Annotated in this window: 14 protein-coding genes; 6 read left to right on the forward strand and 8 right to left on the reverse strand. The window is 68.9% G+C overall.

Annotated features, from left to right (window positions below; all coding sequences use genetic code 11):
• Nucleotides 1–3 precede the first annotated feature (3 nt).
• Nucleotides 4–1,200 carry a benzoate/H(+) symporter BenE family transporter gene (locus ASC54_RS07010; RefSeq protein WP_055855910.1) on the forward strand — a complete coding sequence of 399 codons (1,197 nt, stop codon included), beginning with the start codon at nt 4–6 and terminating at the stop codon, nt 1,198–1,200.
• Between the two features lie 9 nt (nt 1,201–1,209).
• On the forward strand, nt 1,210–2,508 hold the full coding sequence (locus ASC54_RS07015; RefSeq protein ID WP_055897619.1) for a GNAT family N-acetyltransferase: 1,299 nt from the start codon (nt 1,210–1,212) through the stop codon (nt 2,506–2,508).
• 4 nt (nt 2,509–2,512) lie between these two features.
• Here the strand turns inward: ASC54_RS07015 and ASC54_RS07020 are convergent, their stop codons facing one another.
• Entirely contained in the window at nt 2,513–4,543 is a 2,031-nt protein-coding gene (locus ASC54_RS07020; RefSeq protein WP_055897622.1) for a M3 family metallopeptidase, read from the reverse strand.
• A 131-nt stretch (nt 4,544–4,674) separates the two neighbouring features.
• On the opposite strand from ASC54_RS07020, the gene ASC54_RS13065 reads away from it, so the two are divergent.
• Together ASC54_RS13065 and ASC54_RS07030 are read left to right on the forward strand one after the other, a co-directional pair.
• Nucleotides 4,675–5,361, forward strand: coding sequence for a transcriptional regulator (locus tag ASC54_RS13065; RefSeq protein WP_055897625.1), 687 nt, complete (start codon nt 4,675–4,677; stop codon nt 5,359–5,361).
• Nucleotides 5,358–5,579 (forward strand): hypothetical protein, encoded by a 222-nt coding sequence (locus ASC54_RS07030; protein WP_055897628.1) that lies wholly within the window; start codon nt 5,358–5,360, stop codon nt 5,577–5,579. The genes ASC54_RS13065 and ASC54_RS07030 overlap by 4 nt, the downstream gene beginning before the upstream one ends.
• 123 nt (nt 5,580–5,702) lie before the next feature.
• Here the strand turns inward: ASC54_RS07030 and ASC54_RS07035 are convergent, their stop codons facing one another.
• The 5 genes from ASC54_RS07035 to ASC54_RS07055 form a co-directional block, all read right to left on the reverse strand.
• Nucleotides 5,703–5,948 carry a hypothetical protein gene (locus ASC54_RS07035; protein WP_055898104.1) on the reverse strand — a complete coding sequence of 82 codons (246 nt, stop codon included), beginning with the start codon at nt 5,946–5,948 and terminating at the stop codon, nt 5,703–5,705.
• Between the two features lie 2 nt (nt 5,949–5,950).
• On the reverse strand, nt 5,951–6,403 hold the full coding sequence (locus ASC54_RS07040; RefSeq protein ID WP_055855896.1) for a GNAT family N-acetyltransferase: 453 nt from the start codon (nt 6,401–6,403) through the stop codon (nt 5,951–5,953).
• An 84-nt stretch (nt 6,404–6,487) separates the two neighbouring features.
• Nucleotides 6,488–9,079: a valine--tRNA ligase gene (valS, locus tag ASC54_RS07045; protein ID WP_055897631.1), complete on the reverse strand. Its 2,592-nt coding sequence runs from the start codon at nt 9,077–9,079 to the stop codon at nt 6,488–6,490.
• A 1,127-nt stretch (nt 9,080–10,206) separates the two neighbouring features.
• Nucleotides 10,207–10,968: a hypothetical protein gene (locus tag ASC54_RS12800; RefSeq protein ID WP_156376752.1), complete on the reverse strand. Its 762-nt coding sequence runs from the start codon at nt 10,966–10,968 to the stop codon at nt 10,207–10,209.
• Nucleotides 10,969–11,240: 272 nt separating this feature from the next.
• Complete coding sequence (locus ASC54_RS07055) at nt 11,241–12,182, reverse strand: serine protease (protein ID WP_055897637.1); 942 nt, start codon at nt 12,180–12,182, stop codon at nt 11,241–11,243.
• Nucleotides 12,183–12,632: 450 nt separating this feature from the next.
• Between ASC54_RS07055 and ASC54_RS13070 the strand changes: the two genes are divergently transcribed.
• Nucleotides 12,633–14,207 carry an RHS repeat-associated core domain-containing protein gene (locus ASC54_RS13070; protein WP_156376753.1) on the forward strand — a complete coding sequence of 525 codons (1,575 nt, stop codon included), beginning with the start codon at nt 12,633–12,635 and terminating at the stop codon, nt 14,205–14,207.
• Nucleotides 14,201–14,641, forward strand: a complete 441-nt coding sequence (locus ASC54_RS12805) for a hypothetical protein (protein WP_156376754.1) — start codon at nt 14,201–14,203, stop codon at nt 14,639–14,641. Before ASC54_RS13070 ends, ASC54_RS12805 begins: the two co-directional genes overlap by 7 nt.
• A 144-nt stretch (nt 14,642–14,785) precedes the next feature.
• Here the strand turns inward: ASC54_RS12805 and ASC54_RS12810 are convergent, their stop codons facing one another.
• Both ASC54_RS12810 and ASC54_RS07070 read right to left on the reverse strand, forming a co-directional pair.
• Nucleotides 14,786–15,691: a hypothetical protein gene (locus tag ASC54_RS12810; protein WP_055897645.1), complete on the reverse strand. Its 906-nt coding sequence runs from the start codon at nt 15,689–15,691 to the stop codon at nt 14,786–14,788.
• Between the two features lie 100 nt (nt 15,692–15,791).
• Nucleotides 15,792–17,132, reverse strand: a complete 1,341-nt coding sequence (locus ASC54_RS07070; protein ID WP_055855878.1) for an MFS transporter — start codon at nt 17,130–17,132, stop codon at nt 15,792–15,794.
• Nucleotides 17,133–17,327 lie beyond the last annotated feature (195 nt).

Raw genomic sequence — 17,327 nt, forward strand, 5'->3', positions numbered from 1 at the left:
TCGATGCTGCAGCCCGTCATCGCCGGTGTGATCGGCGCCGTCACCGGGTTCGCGAGCTCGTTCGCGCTCGTCATCGCCGGGCTCATCGCGGTCGGTGCGAGCCCCGCCGAGGCCGCCTCGGGCCTGCTCGCGCTGTGCCTCGGGCAGGCGGTGCTCGCGATCGCCCTCTCATGGCGGTACCGGCTGCCGCTGTCGTTCGCGTGGTCGACGCCGGGCGCAGCGCTCCTCATCGCGGCCGAGGGCACGACGGGCTCGTACGCCGCGGCGATCGGCGCGTTCCTGGTCTGCGGGATCCTCATCGCTCTCACGGGTCTGTGGGGCGCGCTCGGGAGGGCGATGACGCGCATCCCGATGCCGCTCGCGGGTGCGATGCTCGCGGGCATCCTCTTCCCCATCTGCCTCGCCCCGGTCACGGCGGTCATCGACGAGCCGCTCCTGGCGATCCCGGTCGTGCTCGTCTGGCTCGTGCTCGTGCGGCTCGCGCCCCGGTGGGCCGTTCCCGCGGCGATGCTCGTCGCGGTCGTCGGCATCGCGATCACCGCGACCGGCAGCGGGATGCTCGACGCGGGCCTCGCGCCCGCCCTCGCCGTGACGCTCCCCGCCCTGGACCCGCTCGTGATCGTCTCGCTCGGAGTCCCGCTGTTCATCGTCACGATGGCGGGCCAGAACGTCCCGGGCTTCGCGGTGCTCCGCACCTTCCGGTTCGAGCCGGTTCCCGCGCGGGCGATCCTCGTCGCGTCGGGCGGCATGACGGCGGCGGTCGCCGTGCTCGGCGGCTACGCCCTCAACCTCGCCGCGATCACGGCGGCGCTCATGGCGGGGCCGGACGCGCACCCCGACCCGCGACGGCGCTGGGTCGCACCCGTCGCCGGAGGCGTCACCTACGTGCTGCTCGGCCTCGCCGCGGGGGTCGCGACGGCCGTCGTCGCCGCGGCCCCGCCCATCCTCATCATCGCCGTCGCGGGCCTCGCCCTGCTCGGCGCCCTGACGACGAGCCTTGTGAGCGCGTTCGAGTCGCCCGAGACGCGGCTGACCGCGGCGGCGACCCTGATCGTCGTGGCCTCGGGCGTCGTCGTCGCGGGCATCGGCAGCGCGTTCTGGGGTCTCGTCGTCGGCGCCCTCGTACTGGCCGTGACGACCTGGCGGCCGACGCGCGGGCGCGAACCGGAGGAGCTGTCGGAGGCCCCCGAGCCTCACTAGCCTGGGCGGATGCACGCCGACTTCCGCACCCTCCCCGCCGACCCCGCCTCGCACGACGCCCTCGCCCGCCAGGGCCTGCGCTACGAGCTCGTCGGCGACGACACCGCCCGGCAGGACGCGTTCTCGCAGGCGGTCGCCCGCGGGTTCCACGGCGGAGCGCCGGAGGATCAGGCGCTCGTCGAGATGCGCGAGTCGTCGCGCGAGCGGCGCGCGATCGGCGTCTGGGACGACTCGGCCGCCGAGCCCGAGGTGCCCGTCGCGACGGTCGACAGCTGGCCGACGCCGCTGCGCGTGCCGGGCGACCGCGACCTCGAGGCGTGGGCGATCAGCGTCGTGACGGTCGCCCCGACCCACCGGCGGCGCGGCATCGCGCGCGGGCTCCTCGAGGGCGAGCTGCGCGCGGCGATCGCGAACGGCACACCGCTCGCGATCCTCACCGTCTCCGAGTCGACGATCTACGGCCGGTACGGCTTCGGCCCCGCCACGTGGTCGACCGAGCTCGTCGTCGACACGAAGCGCGCGCGCTGGGTCGGACCGACGCCCGCCGGCCGCGTGCACCTCATCTCCCGTGAGAGCGCCCGCACGATCGCGCTCGACCTGGAGGAGCGCGCGCGGGTCGCGGGCGGCATCCCGACCTGGGGCGGTCATTGGGATCGCCAGCTCGGCCTCCGCCCCTCGCAGGCGTCGAAGTCGGCCGACCTCCGTGCCGTGCGCTACGACGACGAGGCGGGCGAGCCGCAGGGCTTCGCGGTGTACCGCGTCAAGGACGCCGGCGCCGACTTCACGAAGCACCCCGTCGAGATCGTCGACCTCATCGCCGCGACCCCCGACGCCTACGCCGCGCTGTGGCGCTACGTGCTCGAGCTCGACCTCGTCCACGAGGTGGTCGCCCACCAGCGCAGCGTCGACGAGCCCGTGAAGTGGATGGTCGCGGATGCCCGAGCCGTGCTCACGCGCTCGGTCACCGACCACCTGTGGGCGCGCATCCTCGAGGTCCCGAGGTGCCTCGAGGGCCGCACCTGGCAGCGCCCCGGCCGCGTCGTGCTCGACGTCGCCGACGACCTCGGCCTCGCCGGCGGGCGGTTCGCGCTCGAGGTGGACGACGCGGGCGCCGCGCGCGTGAAGACGACGGACGAGCCGGCCGACGTGAGCCTCGGCATCGCCGCGCTGAGCTCGCTGCTGCTCGGCGGCGCGAGCCCGATCACGCTCGCCGCCGCCGGCCGCCTCGAGGGCGACGCGGCGGCGGTCGAGCGCCTGCACGGCATGGCGGTCACTCCCGTGCCGCCGTGCCTGGGCTTCTGGTTCTAGCCGCTCAGGCGGCGAGCCCGCGCCGCGTCAGCAGCGGCTCGATGACCGCGTCGCGGCCGCGGAACTCGCGGTACGCCTCGAGCGGGTCTCCCGCGCCGCCGAGCCCGAGCACGTACTGCCGGAACCGGTCGCCGTTGGCGCGCGTGAGACCGCCGTTCTCCTGGAACCACTCGACGGTGTCGGCGTCGAGCACCTCGCTCCAGATGTAGCTGTAGTAGCCGGCCGAGTACCCGCCCGAGAACACGTGGGCGAAGTACGTCGAGCTGTAGCGCGTCGGCACCGCGGGGTTGTCGAGGCCCACGCGCGCGAGCGCCTCGGCCTCGAACCCGGCGACATCCGTCACGGCGGCGGCCTCGGCGGCGCTGAGCGTGTGCCAGGCCTGGTCGAGCAGGGCCGCGGCGAGGTACTCGCTCGTCGCGAAGCCCTCGCCCCAGGTCTCGCTCGCGCGAATGCGATCGAGGATCTCGGTGGGGATCGGCTCGCCGGTGATGTGGTGCACCGCGTAGTCGTTCACGATCTCGGGCCACAGCATCCACATCTCGTTCACCTGGCTGGGGAACTCGACGAAGTCGCGGTACACGTTCGTGCCCGTGAACGAGGGGTAGGTGACGTGCGCGAACAGGCCGTGGAGCGCGTGGCCGAACTCGTGGAAGAAGGTGTTGACCTCGTCGAAGGTGAGCAGCGCGGGCTCGCCTGCGGCGGGCTTCGGCACGTTGAGGTTGTTGACGACGATCGTGGGGTGGTCGAGCAGCTCGTTCTGGCCGATGAGCTCGTTCATCCAGGCGCCGCCGCGCTTGCTGTCGCGCGTGAACAGGTCGAGCAGGTACAGGCCGAGCTCGGAGCCGTCCTCGTTGCGCACCTCGAAGGCGCGGACGTCGGGGTGGTAGCCCGTGAGATCGGTGCGCTCGGAGAACGTGATGCCGAAGACCTTCGTCGCCGCCGCGAAGACGCCCTGCTGCAGCACGCGCTCGGCCTCGAAGTAGGGCCGAAGGGCGGCGGTGTCGACGTCGAACTCGGCCGCGCGCACGCGCTCGCTGTAGAAGGACCAGTCGTGCGCCTCGATGGGGTGGCCGGCTTGTCGCTCGAGCTTCTCCTGCTCGGCACGGGCGTTGCGGGCGGCGGCGGGGGCGAGCTTCTCGAGCATCTCGGCGACGCGCGCGGGCGTCTTCGCGGTGCCGTCGGCCGTCACGAAGGCGGCGTGGTTCTCGAAGCCGAGCACCTCGGCGCGCTCGGCGCGCAGTCGCACGATCTCGAGCAGCACGGCGCTGTTGTCGTGCTCGTTGCCGCGCGCGGCGCGGGCGCGGGATGCCGCCATGATCCGTTCGCGGACGTCGCGGTTCGTGAGGGAGGCCAGCCACGGGTGCCCCGTCGGCAGCACGAGGGTGACGAGGTGCTTGCCCTCGAGCCCGCGATCGGCGGCCGCCTGCGCCGCCGCGGAGATCTCGCCGGGAGTGAGCCCGTCGAGCTCGGCGACGTCGTCGATGACAACGGCGAGGTCGTTGGTGTCGGCGAGGAGGTTCTTCTCGAAGCGGGTCTGCAGCACCGACAGGCGCGAGTTCAGCTCGCTCAGGCGCTCCTTCTGCGTGTCGTCGAGGCCCGCGCCGGCGAGGGTCATGACGGTGTGGCGGCGCTCGATGAGGTACCGCTGCTCGGGCGTGAGCTCGAGGCTGTCGCGCTGCTCGTGGAGCGCGGCGATGCGCGCGTAGAGCGCGGAGTCGAGCGTGATGGCGTCCTCGTGGGCGGCGAGCTTCGGCGCGAACTCCTCCTCGAGCGCGTTGCTCGCGTCGTTCGAGTCGGCCGAGCTCTTGTTGAAGAACACGCGCAGTACGCGCGTGAGCAGCTGGCCGCTGCGCTCGAGGGGCTCCATGGTGTTGGCGAAGGTCGCCGGCTCGGTCTGCGCGGTGATCGCGGCGATCTCGGCGCGCTGCTCGGCCATGCCCTGCTCGATCGCGGGGCCGAAGTGATCGTCGCTGATCTCGGCGAAGGGCGGCAGCTGGTACGGCAGGGTGCTGGGGGAGAGGAAGGGATTGCTCATCCGTTCACCCTAGGGCCGACGAGCCGCAGCATCGCCGAACTGCAAACAGTCCTCTGCAAAGATCCATCTGCAAAAAAGTTTCTGCAAAAAAATACTTGCAAAGACTCTTTTGCAAGCGTATCTTTGCAGTCATGGGACACGATCCGAACGGCAGGGCAGACCTCGAAGGCCTCAAGGCCCTCGCGCACCCCCTTCGCGTCACGATCATCGACGCGCTCTCGACGTACGGCCCGCAGACCGCGAGCATGCTCGCCGAGCGGCTCGGCGAGTCGAGCGGATCGACGAGCTACCACCTCCGCCAGCTCGAGAAGCACGGCTACGTGGAGGAGCTCGCGGAGAAGGGCACCGGCCGCGAGCGCTGGTGGCAGCGCGTCCAGGCCCCCATCTACCTCGGTGACGAGGAGACGGGCAGGAGCGAGACGGGCCGCGAGGTCTCGCGCATCGTCATGCGCGAGTTCGCCCACCACCGCGAGCAGTACTTCCGCGACTTCATCGAGCGCGGCATGACCGAGCTGAGCGAGGAGTGGCAGCACGCCTCGAGCATCACCATGTCGAACGTCCACGTCACCGCCGAGCAGCTCGCTCAGCTCCACCACGACGTCGGCGAGCTCGTCCACGAGTTCGTCGAGAAGCACCGCGGTCAGCGGGTGCCGGGCTCGCGCCCCGCGCTCGTGCAGTTCTACGCCTTCCCGGTCGTCGACGGAGCCGAGATCCCCCACGAGGGCAGCATCCCTCGCGAGGGCATCATCCCCGCAGACGGCAGCACCCCTGAATCCCCGTCCGACACCACCGATACCGCGAAGGAGGAGAGAGCATGACCGCCGTCACCATGAGCACGGGCATGATCACCATCCAGCTGCCGCGCCGTCGCACTCCCGTTCTCCGCCGCCTCGCCCTGAGCGCCGGCCTCGCTCTGCTCACCTGGTCGGGCGCTCGCGCCTCGGTCAGCGGGCACGACGAGCAGGCTAGCCTCATCGCGACGGAGACCGCCGTGCGCCGCACCCGCGACGGCTTCCGCTACGGCTTCGTGCAGTAGCCCCCGCCGCCCCACGATCAACGGGCGCGCCGATCCCTCCTGGTCGGCGCGCCCGTTTCGCGTCTCCGGCGCATCCGCCGACGCGGCCGTCTCCGGCGCCGGCCGTCTCCGGCGCGAGCCGTCTCAGGCGTCGTGCGTCTCGTCGTCGTCGAGCGTCGTCGTGACGCTTCCGTCGTGCCCTTCGCGGATGACCGTCCCGTCGTCGAGCTCGACCACGGGTCGCCCCTCCAGCCACGTGAGGGTCCAGCGCCACTGCGTCGTGTCGCGCCCGAGCAGGTCGCCCTCGACGGCGCGGATCGCCGCGCGGACGGCGGGGCTCACGCGGGCCGGCGGCTCGCCGCCCACGGTCCAACGGGTTCCGAGCTGCATGCTCAGCACTCCTTCTCGTAGGTCACCCAGCTCGTGCGGGTCGCGAGCCGGTCGTACACGCGCTGGGCGCGGTCGTTGTCGTGCGCGGTGATCCAGCGCAGGGTTCCGCCGCCGTGCGCGGTCGCGTGCGCGGCGACCGCGTCGAGGAGCGCGGTCCCGGCGCCCGTGCCGCGCAGCTCCTCGTCGACGTACAGGTCGTCGAGGAACCAGCCGGGCCCGGCGGTGAAGGTGTCGGGCTGCTCGCGCACGTGCGCGAAGCCGCGGACCTCCCCGTCGATCTCCGCGACGAACGCGGTCAGCGGGTGGCGGGCATCCATCAGCCAGGCCCAGACGCCGTCGATGACGGCCGCCTCGAAAGCGGTCTCGTAGAACGCGCCGTAGGCGAGGAAGAGCCGCTGCCACGCGTCGCGATCGGCGGCGGCGATCGGCCGGATCGTCAGGGGGCTAACGGTCATGCGCTCAGTGAACCACGGCGCGCGCCCCGGCCGAGGAAACGGCGGGGCGCGCGTCGCGAGAGGCTCGCACGAGCAGGGCGCGGGCTACGGCGCCTCGGGAAGCGGCGCGAGCTCGATCGCGAGCACCTCGACGCTCTCGCCCTGCTGGATGTCGAGCGTGTCGATGCGCCCGACGGCCTTGAGGTCGCCGGCGGCCTCGGCGAGGAGGAGCGGCGCCGAGAGCGTCGCGTGCGCGACGGGCGTCTTCTGCGACGCCTTCGCGTCGGTCTTCGCGCGGCGGATCCCGATGAGGGCGGCCGAGACGAGCGGCAGGAGCCCGCTCGGGGCGGCGTCGACGCCGAGCTCGTCGACGGTCGGCCAGGCCGCGCGGTGCACGCTGTCGTCGTGGGTCCAGCTCCACACCTCCTCCGTGGCGAAGGGGATGACCGGCGCGAGCAGGCGCAGCATGACGTCGACCGCGCGGCGCAGCGCGGTCACGGCGCTCGCCTGCCCGTCGACGCGATCCGACTCATCGCCGGGCGTGGAGCCGTAGGCGCGCTCCTTCACGAGCTCGAGGTAGTCGTCGCAGAACGTCCAGAAGAACTGCTCGGTCAGCTCGAGGGCGCGGGCGTGGTCGTACTCCTCGTAGGCCTTCGTCGCCTGGCGCACGACGTCGCCGAGGGTCGCGAGCATGTCGACGTCGAGCGGGTCGGTGACGACCGCGTCGCCCGCCGGCACGGGGAATGAGTAGACGAACTTCGCGGCGTTGAGCACCTTGATCGCGAGGCGCCGGCCGATCTTCATCTGCTTGGGGTTCTGCGGGTCGAAGGCCGCGTCGGTGCCGAGGCGCGAGCTGGCGGCCCAGTAGCGCACCGCGTCGGAGCCGTGCTCGTCGAGCATGCCCTGCGGCGTGACGACGTTGCCCTTCGACTTCGACATCTTCTTGCGGTCGGGGTCGACGATGAAGCCCGAGATGCCGGCGTGCTTCCACGGCACCGTGCCGTGCTCGAGCTCGGCGCGCAGCACGGTCGAGAACAGCCAGGTGCGGATGATGTCCTGACCCTGGCTGCGCAGGTCGTACGGGAAGACCAGGTCGAACAGCTCCGGGTCGTCCTCCCACTTCGCCGCGATCTGCGGGGTGAGCGAGGAGGTCGCCCACGTGTCCATGATGTCGACCTCCCCGATGAAGCCGCCCGGCTGGCCGCGCTGGGCCTCGTCGAACCCGGGGGCGGGCATCGATGACGGGTCGACGGGCAGCATGTCCTCGGTCGGCACGATCGGGTCGCCCGTCTGCTCGCCGTTCTCGTCGAGGCGGTACCAGACGGGGATGGGCACGCCGAAGAAGCGCTGGCGTGAGATGAGCCAGTCGCCCGAGAGCCCGCCGACCCAGTTCTCGTACCGCACGCGCATGAAGTCGGGGTGGAAGGCGATCTGGCGGCCGTTCTCGAGCAGCCGCTCGCGCAGGCCCTCGTCGCGTGCGCCGTTGGCGATGTACCACTGGCGCGTGGTGACGATCTCGAGCGGCTTGTCGCCCTTCTCGAAGAACTTCACGGGGTGCGTGATGGGCCGCGGGTCGCCGTGCAGGTCGCCCGACTCGCGCAGCAGCTCGACCATGCGGGCCTTCGCGCTGAACACGGTCGTGCCGGCGAGCTCGCCGTAGACCGCGAGGGCGTCGCCCTCGATGCCCTCCGGGGCATCGGCGAGGATGCGGCCGTCCTTTCCGAGGATCGGGCGCGTCGGCAGGTCGAGCTCCCGCCACCACACCACATCGGTCACGTCGCCGAAGGTGCACACCATGGCGATGCCGGAGCCCTTGTCCTGCTGGGCGAGGTGGTGGGCGACGACGGGCACCTCGACGCCGAAGAGGGGCGTGCGCACGGTCGTGCCGAAGTAGGGCTGGTAGCGCTCGTCGTCGGGGTGGGCGACGAGGGCGACGCACGCGGCGATGAGCTCGGGGCGCGTGGTCTCGATCTCGATCGTCCCGCCGTCGGGCGTGTGGAAGCTCACCCGGTGGTACGCACCGGGCATCTCCTTGTCCTCGAGCTCGGCCTGCGCGACGGCGGTGCGGAAGGTGATGTCCCACAGCGTGGGGGCGTCGGCGCGGTAGGCCTCGCCGCGGGCGAGGTTGCGCAGGAAGGCGCGCTGCGCGACACGCTGCGCCTCGTCGCCGATCGTCCGGTAGGTCTGGGTCCAGTCGACGCTCAGGCCGAGCGCTCGCCAGAGGTCCTCGAACTGCTTCTCGTCCTCGACGGTGAGGCGCTCGCACAGCTCGATGAAGTTGCGGCGGCTCACGGGCACCTGGTCGGCGGGCTTGCCGCTCGTGCCGCCGCCCTCGAAGGGAGGCGTGAAGTCGGGGTCGTAGGGGAGGGCCGGCTCGCAGCGCACGCCGTAGTAGTTCTGCACCCTGCGCTCGGTCGGCAGCCCGTTGTCATCCCACCCCATCGGGTAGAAGAGGTGCTGGCCGCGCATGCGCTGGAACCGCGCGGCGAGATCCATGTGGGTGTAGCTGAAGACGTGGCCGATGTGGAGGGAGCCCGAGGCGGTCGGCGGGGGAGTGTCGATCGCGTACACGGCGTCGGAGCCGGCGACGAGGGCGGCGTCGCGGTCAAAGCGGTAGGTGCCCTGAGCCTCCCACACCTCGCCCCACTTCGGCTCGAGACCCTCGAGGGCGGGCTTGTCGGGGATGGCGTTGCTCATGGGTTCTCGCTCCGTATGGGCGGCACCGTGTCAGAGGTAAGGGTGCCTGGGTGTGGGTGTGACTCCATCGTATCCAAGGAAGCGTCAAGCGCCGTTCTCACCGGTAGAGCCTCGATCGAATGAGACCAGTGGCCTCTCGCAGCGAGCAACTCTGTTGACCCCTTCGGATAACGCACCAACCCGCGAGGCTCGTGCGGGGCAAAGTCCGCACGGTCACCGTAGATCGGCACATCGAGAAAGCACCCATACGTAAAACCGCAAGTTACGCGGAAGAGAAGTTCTTTCCGAGCCTTGACGGCGGAGCGATACCAGCGACGGATGACGCTCGAGAAATGCGCCTTTCGATGTCGCCCTTGGTTGAGATTACGTGGCTATGCTCACCTTATTCGCGTGTCGCCATCTCAAGTCGTGAGTTCAACCGGAAGACTATTTCGGTCACAGTTCGGCGATAGGGCAGTAAGAGACCTCGAAATGGACCAACGAGTTCCGCTCGAGCGACAAAACCGTCTGCGAAAAGAAAGACAATTGTGGCGGGCGCGTGGCGGACCTGCCAGCTAGCATCAAGCTCAACTCTTACAAGCTGTCGATTCTGAAGTAGAGCGTAGACGCTTGGAGGCGAAGTTGGCGCGTAAACCCGAAGCTCCGTCGAGGTCGGGCGCAATGCAATTGCCGAGATTGAAGTAGTTACTTGCCGAAAATCAAGCTGTCCATAAACCCCTTCGCTAACGGAGATGGGCCCGACGAGCGCCACGACATCTTGAAGATGCCGACGTGCTTCCCGAGTGAAATGTCGAGCTTGCAGGTGACGTCCAAGAAGCCAGATCAACAGTAACGCGTACATTGAAATGGCAACAATCCACGAAGCGGGCACGGCCGAGTCGCTCTGGGGATTTCTTAGGTAAGAGAGACTGGAAAGAATTAGCGGGATTAGCGGTAACGGAAGCAGGGCGAAGAAGGCAGCCGGGTGATTTTTGATGTCTGCCTCCGTTGGTGTCAGATATTTGGCTCGGTTGATGATGACTACTGGCCGGAGTACCAAGGCCCCGAGAACGTCCATGCCGAGGATCCCACAAATATTACGGTCTCCAGCAATTTCTTGGCTCCCAGTAGGGAGTAGGCGCTCAAGACTACAAAACCGCGCCCCTCCCGAGTCTCCCCGGCGTCAATACTCTCAACAACGACGATGTCCCCGCGTTCGGCGTCGCGAGTATCACCGTCTCCTTCACGCTCGACTGCTCCACCACATGCTCGAGGTCGACCTGTGGCGCGATGCCGCGGAAGATCAGCGAGTCGCGAACCTTCCCGTTCGAGGACTGAGTGCTCGCCGTTCCCGGCCCGGCGCCCGTGAGCGAGAAAGTGACCTCGTGGCCCTCACGGGTGAGCACGACAGCTCGTGAGCTATCCGCCCTATCGGCGAAACGCGGATTCAGGGGGTGCTTATCGGTTCGCCATCCCGACGCTGCTGCCTCGAGCCGAGTCTGGCCTGGCACCCACCTGTCGTCGACGTCACGAACGTTCGATGGATACGGCGTGGTGACATCGACAAACGATCCATCGGGGGTGCGGTATGTCGTCGCGTACTCCGAGCGGCGAACGACGTCGGCTTCGGTGGCAGTCGCCAACCATTCGTTCAGGGCCGCTTCGTTTGCGCCGGCTCCCTCTGGCCCCGCAGGGGCCAACTCGTGAGCGCCCGAATCCCCGACGGATGAGAAATCTCCAGCAGGAGTGCTCGATGCCCGATCAGGAGCAGCAGAGGAGCCGATGGACGGCAGATCCAGCACGGATCCCGCCGCGAGTGCTGGCGCCGCGACAGCCTCCACGGCCACGAACATCAGCATCGATGAGATGAGAGAGAAACTGGTGATCGACGCGACGACGACGGCGAGCAACCCACGAGCAGCACTGACCAACGTTGGCCTTCCGGACGCCACGGGCATTTGGAGGACCGCTCACCTGGTGTGGTTAAAGCAAAGCATCTTCACAAATCGCGCAGGGTGACAGATGCCGTTGATAACGGATGCATAACGAATGGACAGAACGGTCGGTAACCACGCGGTACTGTCCTCTGCGGCCCGTCTGCTGCCGCTATCCACAAACACCGACGTGCAGGAGCCCCGCGGCGTGGACGACCGCGGGGCTCCTGGCTTCCTGTGGGGCGGGGCTAGTTCGCCGCCGCCTGGTAGGCCTGCTGGATGGCCGTGCCGAAGTACGGCCCGAACATCGTGTTGCGCACGCCCGAGTAGCCGAAGCTGTTGACCGAGTTCTGCAGGCCCTGCGTGAACCACGGTCCGCCCGAGGAGCCGCCCGTCATGTCGCACGGGATGCCCTGCGAGAGCGTCTGGTTGTACGGGTCGGGCTTCGCCGTGCCCGTGCAGCCCTGCAGCGTCTCGCCGTTGAAGGGCCGCGCTGCCGGGTAGCCGAAGGCTTCGTAGGCGAGCCCGCGGGAGAGGTTGAAGCCGACGCCCGTCGCGCCGACCGTGTCGCTCAGCGTGCGGCCGTTGAGGGGGGCCATGACAGCGAAGGCGCCGTCGTAGCTGATGTCGCCCGAGTTCGCCCAGGCGGAGGTCGTGATGAGCTCGGTGGCCGTCCACTGGCCGTACGGCGCGCGGCCGTTCTCGTAGGCGGGCACGAAGATCCAGCGCGAGGCGTAGGCCCCGCCTCCCTCGTTGACGCAGTGGCCCGCGGTCGAGACGGTGAGCTCGTTGGCGGAGGAGACCGCGTTGCCCGAGCAGACGTAGTTGCCGCCGTTGAGGGTGAAGAAGACCTTGCCGATGTGCGAGACGGGCGAGTAGCGCGTCGCCGACGGCTTCTGCGCCTGGATGCGCTGCGGCTGACCGGCTTCGACGGGCTTGCCCGGGTTCGCGTTCTTCGCGGCGCGGGCGTTGTCGGCGACGAGGACGTCGGCGGGGATCGCGGAGCGCATGCGCTCCTCCGTCCAGTAGGCGGCGGCCGAGGCGGCGTGCGCCGGGACGTGCCGCTCGATGCCGTTCTCGAGGCCGTTCTGGCTCGGAGCCGCGGTGGCGGTGGCCGGCGCGGACAGCAGCGCGGCGGCCATGAGCGCGGCGAGCGCGCCCAGACGAGCGCGCGTGACGTGCGTGGTCATGGTTCTCCTTCAGGGGTGACCGCCGTGTCGACGGCCCGGCTGGACCGCGATCATGGCGTGATGCGATGCTGGCGGTCGCCCCCCGCTCGGGGGTGAGGTTTCTCGGTTAGACAGAAAGGTCTGTCTCTTAACGACAATCTCGGTTTGCGGCTCATTGCTCTTAGTACTGTCGTCAGTCGGCATCTGGAGCACCGCAAGGAGGCTCGGTCTTCTTGGCACCCGCGCCGACTAGCGGAAGCCCCTGGCCTTTCTAGGTCCCGCTCATCAACGGCACTGGATTCAGTCGAAAGTAGCGCCAGGCTCGCGAGCGCTTGAGGCCTTCGGAAGCGCCAGTCTCTCGGCGCAGCGCACATTCGTCCAGCAGCGACTCCCGTCGCCTCAAGCCAGGAGTCGCTTAAGTCTTCAGCAGTCCCGACCGATGCCGTGGTCCGGTCGCAGTCGGGCCGGATCGTGGCTTCCACTCTCACCAGCGGTGATCCGGCTGCGGGGGGTGTGGCTTATCGGGGAGTGTTCGGCTTCGATGCCGCCGCGCGTCTGGTGAAGGCAACCCTCTCGGTGAATGGGGTTGTGGACCACACTTTACAGTATGGATTCGCGGACTCTTCGGCGGCGTGCTCGACGGCGGGTTTCGCCGGGTCGGTGGCGGGTGCCGGGCGCAATGGCAACCGCACCTCGTACTCCGATTCCTTCACCCCCGCATCAGGTACGGCGGAGACGACCGCGTCAACGTATTGCTATGACGCCGCTGATCGCCTGCTGGGCTCGATCGTGACCGGGGCTGCGGCAACGACCAACCCGGTCGCGGATGGCCTGGCAGCCTCCGAGCTCGCCTACGATTCGCGCGGCAATACGATCACGTTGGCGGATCAGCAGCTGGCATACGACGCAGCGAATCGTCATTGGCGCACGATCACCGGCGTCGGCAGCCCGTCGCAGACGACCATCACCTACACGCGGGATGCGGTAAGCCGCATCGTGGCGCGTGAGGTGAAGGAAGGTGCGACATCGACCGAGAGCGTCCGCTACGCGCATGCCGCCTCCGGGGACGTCTCGACGCTGGTCGTGGACGAGGCCGGTGCGATCCTGGACTACACGGTCGCCCTGCCGGGCGGGGTGGCGGCGCGGATGCTGCCGGGTGCGCAGCAGTGGTCGTATCCGAACATGCATGGCGACATCGTGCTGACCGCGGATGGCGATGGAGTGCGTGGGGCGCAGTTGGTGCGGTATGACCCGTTCGGTCAGCCGATCGATCCGGCGACGGGGCGGATCGGATCGAGCAGCGCGGATGATGCGGTGATCGACAACGCTCCTGGAAGTGCGGACTATGCCTTCGTGGGTCAGCATCGCAAGCTGTATGAGCATCAGGGGTCGGTCGCGATCGTGCAGATGGGTGCGCGAGTGTTCGTGCCGGCGCTGGGGCGGTTCTTGAGAGTGGACCCGGTCGAGGGCGGGGTGGATAACGATTATGTTTATCCGACGGACCCGATCAACAAACTTGACCTGAGCGGCGAGCGCGTCCATGCTCTGCACGATGGCGGTGGCGGAACATACCGATGCGGACACCGGAGCGTGGCATGCGGTATCCAGGAAGTCAAACGAGCCAATAAGATTGCCGCCAAGACGGTGGTTTCTAACCGCGCCGCGATCATGCAAGTCCGCGCAGTTAGAAATCTCCCGCTGAGCCTCGTGGGAACCGTTGTGGCTGGCACGTCCGGCGCGAACTGTGCTGACGGGGGTGATGGCTTGTCGATTTGTACGCGAGCTAACATTGGCGGAACAATCACCCTTGGCAACATCGTGGTAAGTAACCGTCGGGACGTTACCGGGAGTCTGCTAAATCACGAGGCGGATCATGCCACGCAGAGCGCGCTACTAGGGAACGATGTGTATGCGATTACATGGCTAGCTGGATGGGGGGCCTCCTGGGTCTTCGATTATCCACGCAGGTCCCGAATTGGAGGCGGAGGCTGCATGAATCCGCTAGAGACCTCTGCTTCGCAGGGGGGCGGGTACGAGCAATGTTAGCCAAACGACTCCGTGCGATCAGCCTGGTGCTCGTCTCCTTTTCCCTGGTCGGCTGCACAACGCTTGCGCCGATGCAGTTGTCCGTCATGGATGGGAGGCTGTCGGTCGCATTCTGCCAGTCGTCCGCGTTTAGCGAATTCGAAGTATTGCAATCCCAAGGCGCGAAGGGTGTCGAAGAGGAGTGGGTTGTCGTCGCAAACGCAGATGAGCCTTTTGAGGTCAAGGCTAACGACGTGCTAACCGTGGGAACATCTGATGTGCTGCTCGTCGGACCTTCTGACGTCCAACTAAAGTCCTCTGCTGATCTCTCAGTAGAATTTGAACGCGATGGCGCAGGCTTTGATAACCCGCTCTTCCCTCTCCCTAGTGAGGGCCTGCAGGAAGGCGTGTGGCTTCGAAGCGACGGCAGCACCGCCAGCATGCCGTGTGGTTGAACGTCGTGGTGACCGCATAAAACGATGAAGTGATGAGGGCGCGCCAACACCTCGATTAGCGCGAACTTTGCATCAAGGCCAATTTGTCGCCAACTAATGTGGTGTCGCGGGCGGCAGGGACTCGGACCTGACGAAGCGACAGCGCTACGGCAGCAGGCGCACGACCTCGACGGTCTGATGCGTCACGAGCCCGTCGGCGTTCTCGGCCGAGACCGTGTAGAGCTGGCTCTCCTCCGAGCACTGGTACGCGAACTCGTAGGTCGCCGTCGTCGGGACCTCCTCGAACGGCTCGGCGCGCGCGTCATCGGTGCCGATGCCGAACCAGGCGTTCGTGGCGCCGTCGATGCTCCAGCTCCAGAACAGCGGAACCGACCCGCTCTCGTCGGGGCAGTTGGCGGTGTTCTCGGCCTGGAAGACGGTGAACGTCGGCGCCGGGGCGGGCTCGGGGGCCGCGCTCGACTCGGTCGGGGTCGGCGAGGGCGACGGCTCCTCGGTCTCGCTCGGCGTCGGCGAGGGCGACGGCGTATCCGACGGCGAGGCGCTCGTGCTCGGGGTGTCCGATGCGGCCGGTGCGGGCGCGTCGTCGCGGTTGAGCAGGGCGAAGATGAGCACGACGAGCGCGATGAGCAGGATGACCGCGAGCACGATGAGCGCGATCGCCCCGCCGCTCAGTCGGCGCGATTCCGTCGCGGAGCTCGCCGGGGCGGGGCCCGCAGCCGGGCCGCCCCCGATGGGCGCGCTCGAGCGCGGGAAGCCGCCGGCGGCAGCACCCGCGGCGGCTCCGGCACCGAGGCCGGCACCCACGCCGGCGGCGGCTCCGACCCCCGCGGGGCGGAAGATCTCGGTCGGCGCGGTCGGCGGCGGGGGAGTCGGCGCGACCGGCGGCACGGCGCCGGGCTGGTCGAGCGGTCGGGTGAAGGCGCGAGTCGGGGCATCCCCGGCATCGACGGCGTCGTACGCCTCGGTCGGGGCGTCGCCCGCAGCATCCGCCCCGCTCACCGGCCGCAGCGGCTCGGTCGGATCCTCGTTCGGCGTTCGCTCGTCGGCCATGGTCGCCCCCGTCCCCTGAGACGGAGACCGCCCCCGTCGCGGCCAGTGTAGGGCGCGAGCGGGGGCGGTCGGGGGAGGCGGGTGGCGCGGGGAGCGCCGATCAGCGCTCGGCGCCGACGACCTCCGGAGCCGTCACGGCGGGCGCATCCTCATCGCGATCGACGCGGATGCGGATCGCGACGAGCGAGGCGACGAGCGTGATGAGCGACATGCCCGCGAGCACGATCGCCGGGTGCCACCAGGCGTTGCCGGTCGCGACGCCGAGCTCGGCCGTGAGATACGGCACGAAGCCGGCCACGACCGCGGCGAGCGCGTAGGCGAAGCCGAGCGCCGAGTAGCGGTAGCGCTCGTCGAAGAGCTCGGTGAAGATGCCTCCGAGCGCCGCCCAGCTCATCGTGGGCAGGATGCCGCCGATCACCATCATGCCGACGAGGAAGCCGAACGAGGCGTCCTGCAGGAAGAAGTAGATCGGGAACGACACGAGCAGCGTGCCGAGCGCGCCGATCGCGATCACGAGGCCCGAGCCGATGCGCGTCGCCCACGCTCCGAACAGCGGGATCGTCACGAGCTGCAGCAGGCCGCCGATCGTCGTGGCGATGAGCAGCTGGTAGTAGTCGTAGCCGAGCACCGCCGCGCCGTAGTTGAGCGTGTAGGTGTTCATGAGCGAGTACGAGCCGATGCCGAGCAGCGCGACGCCCACGGCGACGACGATCGTGACGGGCTGCGCACGCAGCAGGGCGGCGAGGGGGATGCGCGGCGCACGGCCGGCTCCCTTCACGGCCGCGAAGACCGGGGTCTCGGTGATCGCGAGGCGCAGGTAGAGCGAGATCGCGAGCAGCGGGATCGCCGTGAGGAACGGGATGCGCCACGCCCACTCGCCGATCTCCTCCGTCGTGAGAGACAGGGTCAGCCAGAGAAACGCGACGGCCGAGAGGATCGAGCCGATGGGCGAGCCGAGCTGGGGCATCGCGGCGGCGAACGCGCGCTTGGCCTTCGTCTCGTGCTCGGTCGCGATGAGGATCGCGCCGCCCCACTCGCCGCCGAGCGACACGCCCTGCAGTACGCGCAGCAGCACGAGGAGCACGGCGCCGACCCAGCCGGCCTGGTCGAAGGTCGGCAGCACGCCGATGAGCGCCGTCGCGACGCCCATCATCGTGATCGTCACGATGAGGGTCGTGCGGCGGCCGATGCGGTCGCCGACGTGGCCGAAGACGATCGCGCCGATCGGGCGGATCACGAACGCGACACCGATCGTCGCGAGCGCGGCGAGGTTTGCGCCGACGGGGCCGAGCGGCTCGAAGAACAGCGGGCCGGCGAAGAAGGCCGAGAAGTACGCGAACAGGTAGAAGTCGTACGACTCGAGCGAGGTGCCGACGAGGGATGCCCAGCGGGCGCGACGCGCGATGCGGGGGTCGGAGGGGGCGGGGGTCAGGGGCTGCATGGTGGGCGCTTGGCCATGCGTATCAGTAGTCACAAGCACACCAGCGTAGTGACGCCCGGGCGTATTCCCGGCGGCCGGCCCTCGGGCGTTCGGTACCATGGACGCACAGGCGTCGATCCGGCCATCACCGGGGAGCCCTCGGAAGAACAGCGGGACGCTCGTGCTCGAGCGACCCGCCAACTAGACCCGAGCGGG

It is taken from the genome of Yonghaparkia sp. Root332 (assembly GCF_001425665.1).
GTDB lineage: Bacteria > Actinomycetota > Actinomycetes > Actinomycetales > Microbacteriaceae > Microcella.

What these genes read in the sequence shown, in the direction of transcription:
- ASC54_RS07040 (WP_055855896.1), bottom strand. Translation starts at nt 6,403, where the DNA reads ATGACCGTTAGCCCCCTGACGATCCGGCCGATCGCCGCCGCCGATCGC.
- ASC54_RS07030 (WP_055897628.1), top strand. Translation starts at nt 5,358, where the DNA reads ATGACCGCCGTCACCATGAGCACGGGCATGATCACCATCCAGCTGCCG.
- ASC54_RS07035 (WP_055898104.1), bottom strand. Translation starts at nt 5,948, where the DNA reads ATGCAGCTCGGAACCCGTTGGACCGTGGGCGGCGAGCCGCCGGCCCGC.
- ASC54_RS07055 (WP_055897637.1), bottom strand. Translation starts at nt 12,182, where the DNA reads ATGACCACGCACGTCACGCGCGCTCGTCTGGGCGCGCTCGCCGCGCTC.
- ASC54_RS07015 (WP_055897619.1), top strand. Translation starts at nt 1,210, where the DNA reads ATGCACGCCGACTTCCGCACCCTCCCCGCCGACCCCGCCTCGCACGAC.
- ASC54_RS07020 (WP_055897622.1), bottom strand. Translation starts at nt 4,543, where the DNA reads ATGAGCAATCCCTTCCTCTCCCCCAGCACCCTGCCGTACCAGCTGCCG.
- ASC54_RS07010 (WP_055855910.1), top strand. Translation starts at nt 4, where the DNA reads ATGCTGCAGCCCGTCATCGCCGGTGTGATCGGCGCCGTCACCGGGTTC.
- valS (WP_055897631.1), bottom strand. Translation starts at nt 9,079, where the DNA reads ATGAGCAACGCCATCCCCGACAAGCCCGCCCTCGAGGGTCTCGAGCCG.
- ASC54_RS13065 (WP_055897625.1), top strand. Translation starts at nt 4,675, where the DNA reads ATGGGACACGATCCGAACGGCAGGGCAGACCTCGAAGGCCTCAAGGCC.
- ASC54_RS12805 (WP_156376754.1), top strand. Translation starts at nt 14,201, where the DNA reads ATGTTAGCCAAACGACTCCGTGCGATCAGCCTGGTGCTCGTCTCCTTT.
- ASC54_RS07070 (WP_055855878.1), bottom strand. Translation starts at nt 17,132, where the DNA reads ATGCAGCCCCTGACCCCCGCCCCCTCCGACCCCCGCATCGCGCGTCGC.
- ASC54_RS12810 (WP_055897645.1), bottom strand. Translation starts at nt 15,691, where the DNA reads ATGGCCGACGAGCGAACGCCGAACGAGGATCCGACCGAGCCGCTGCGG.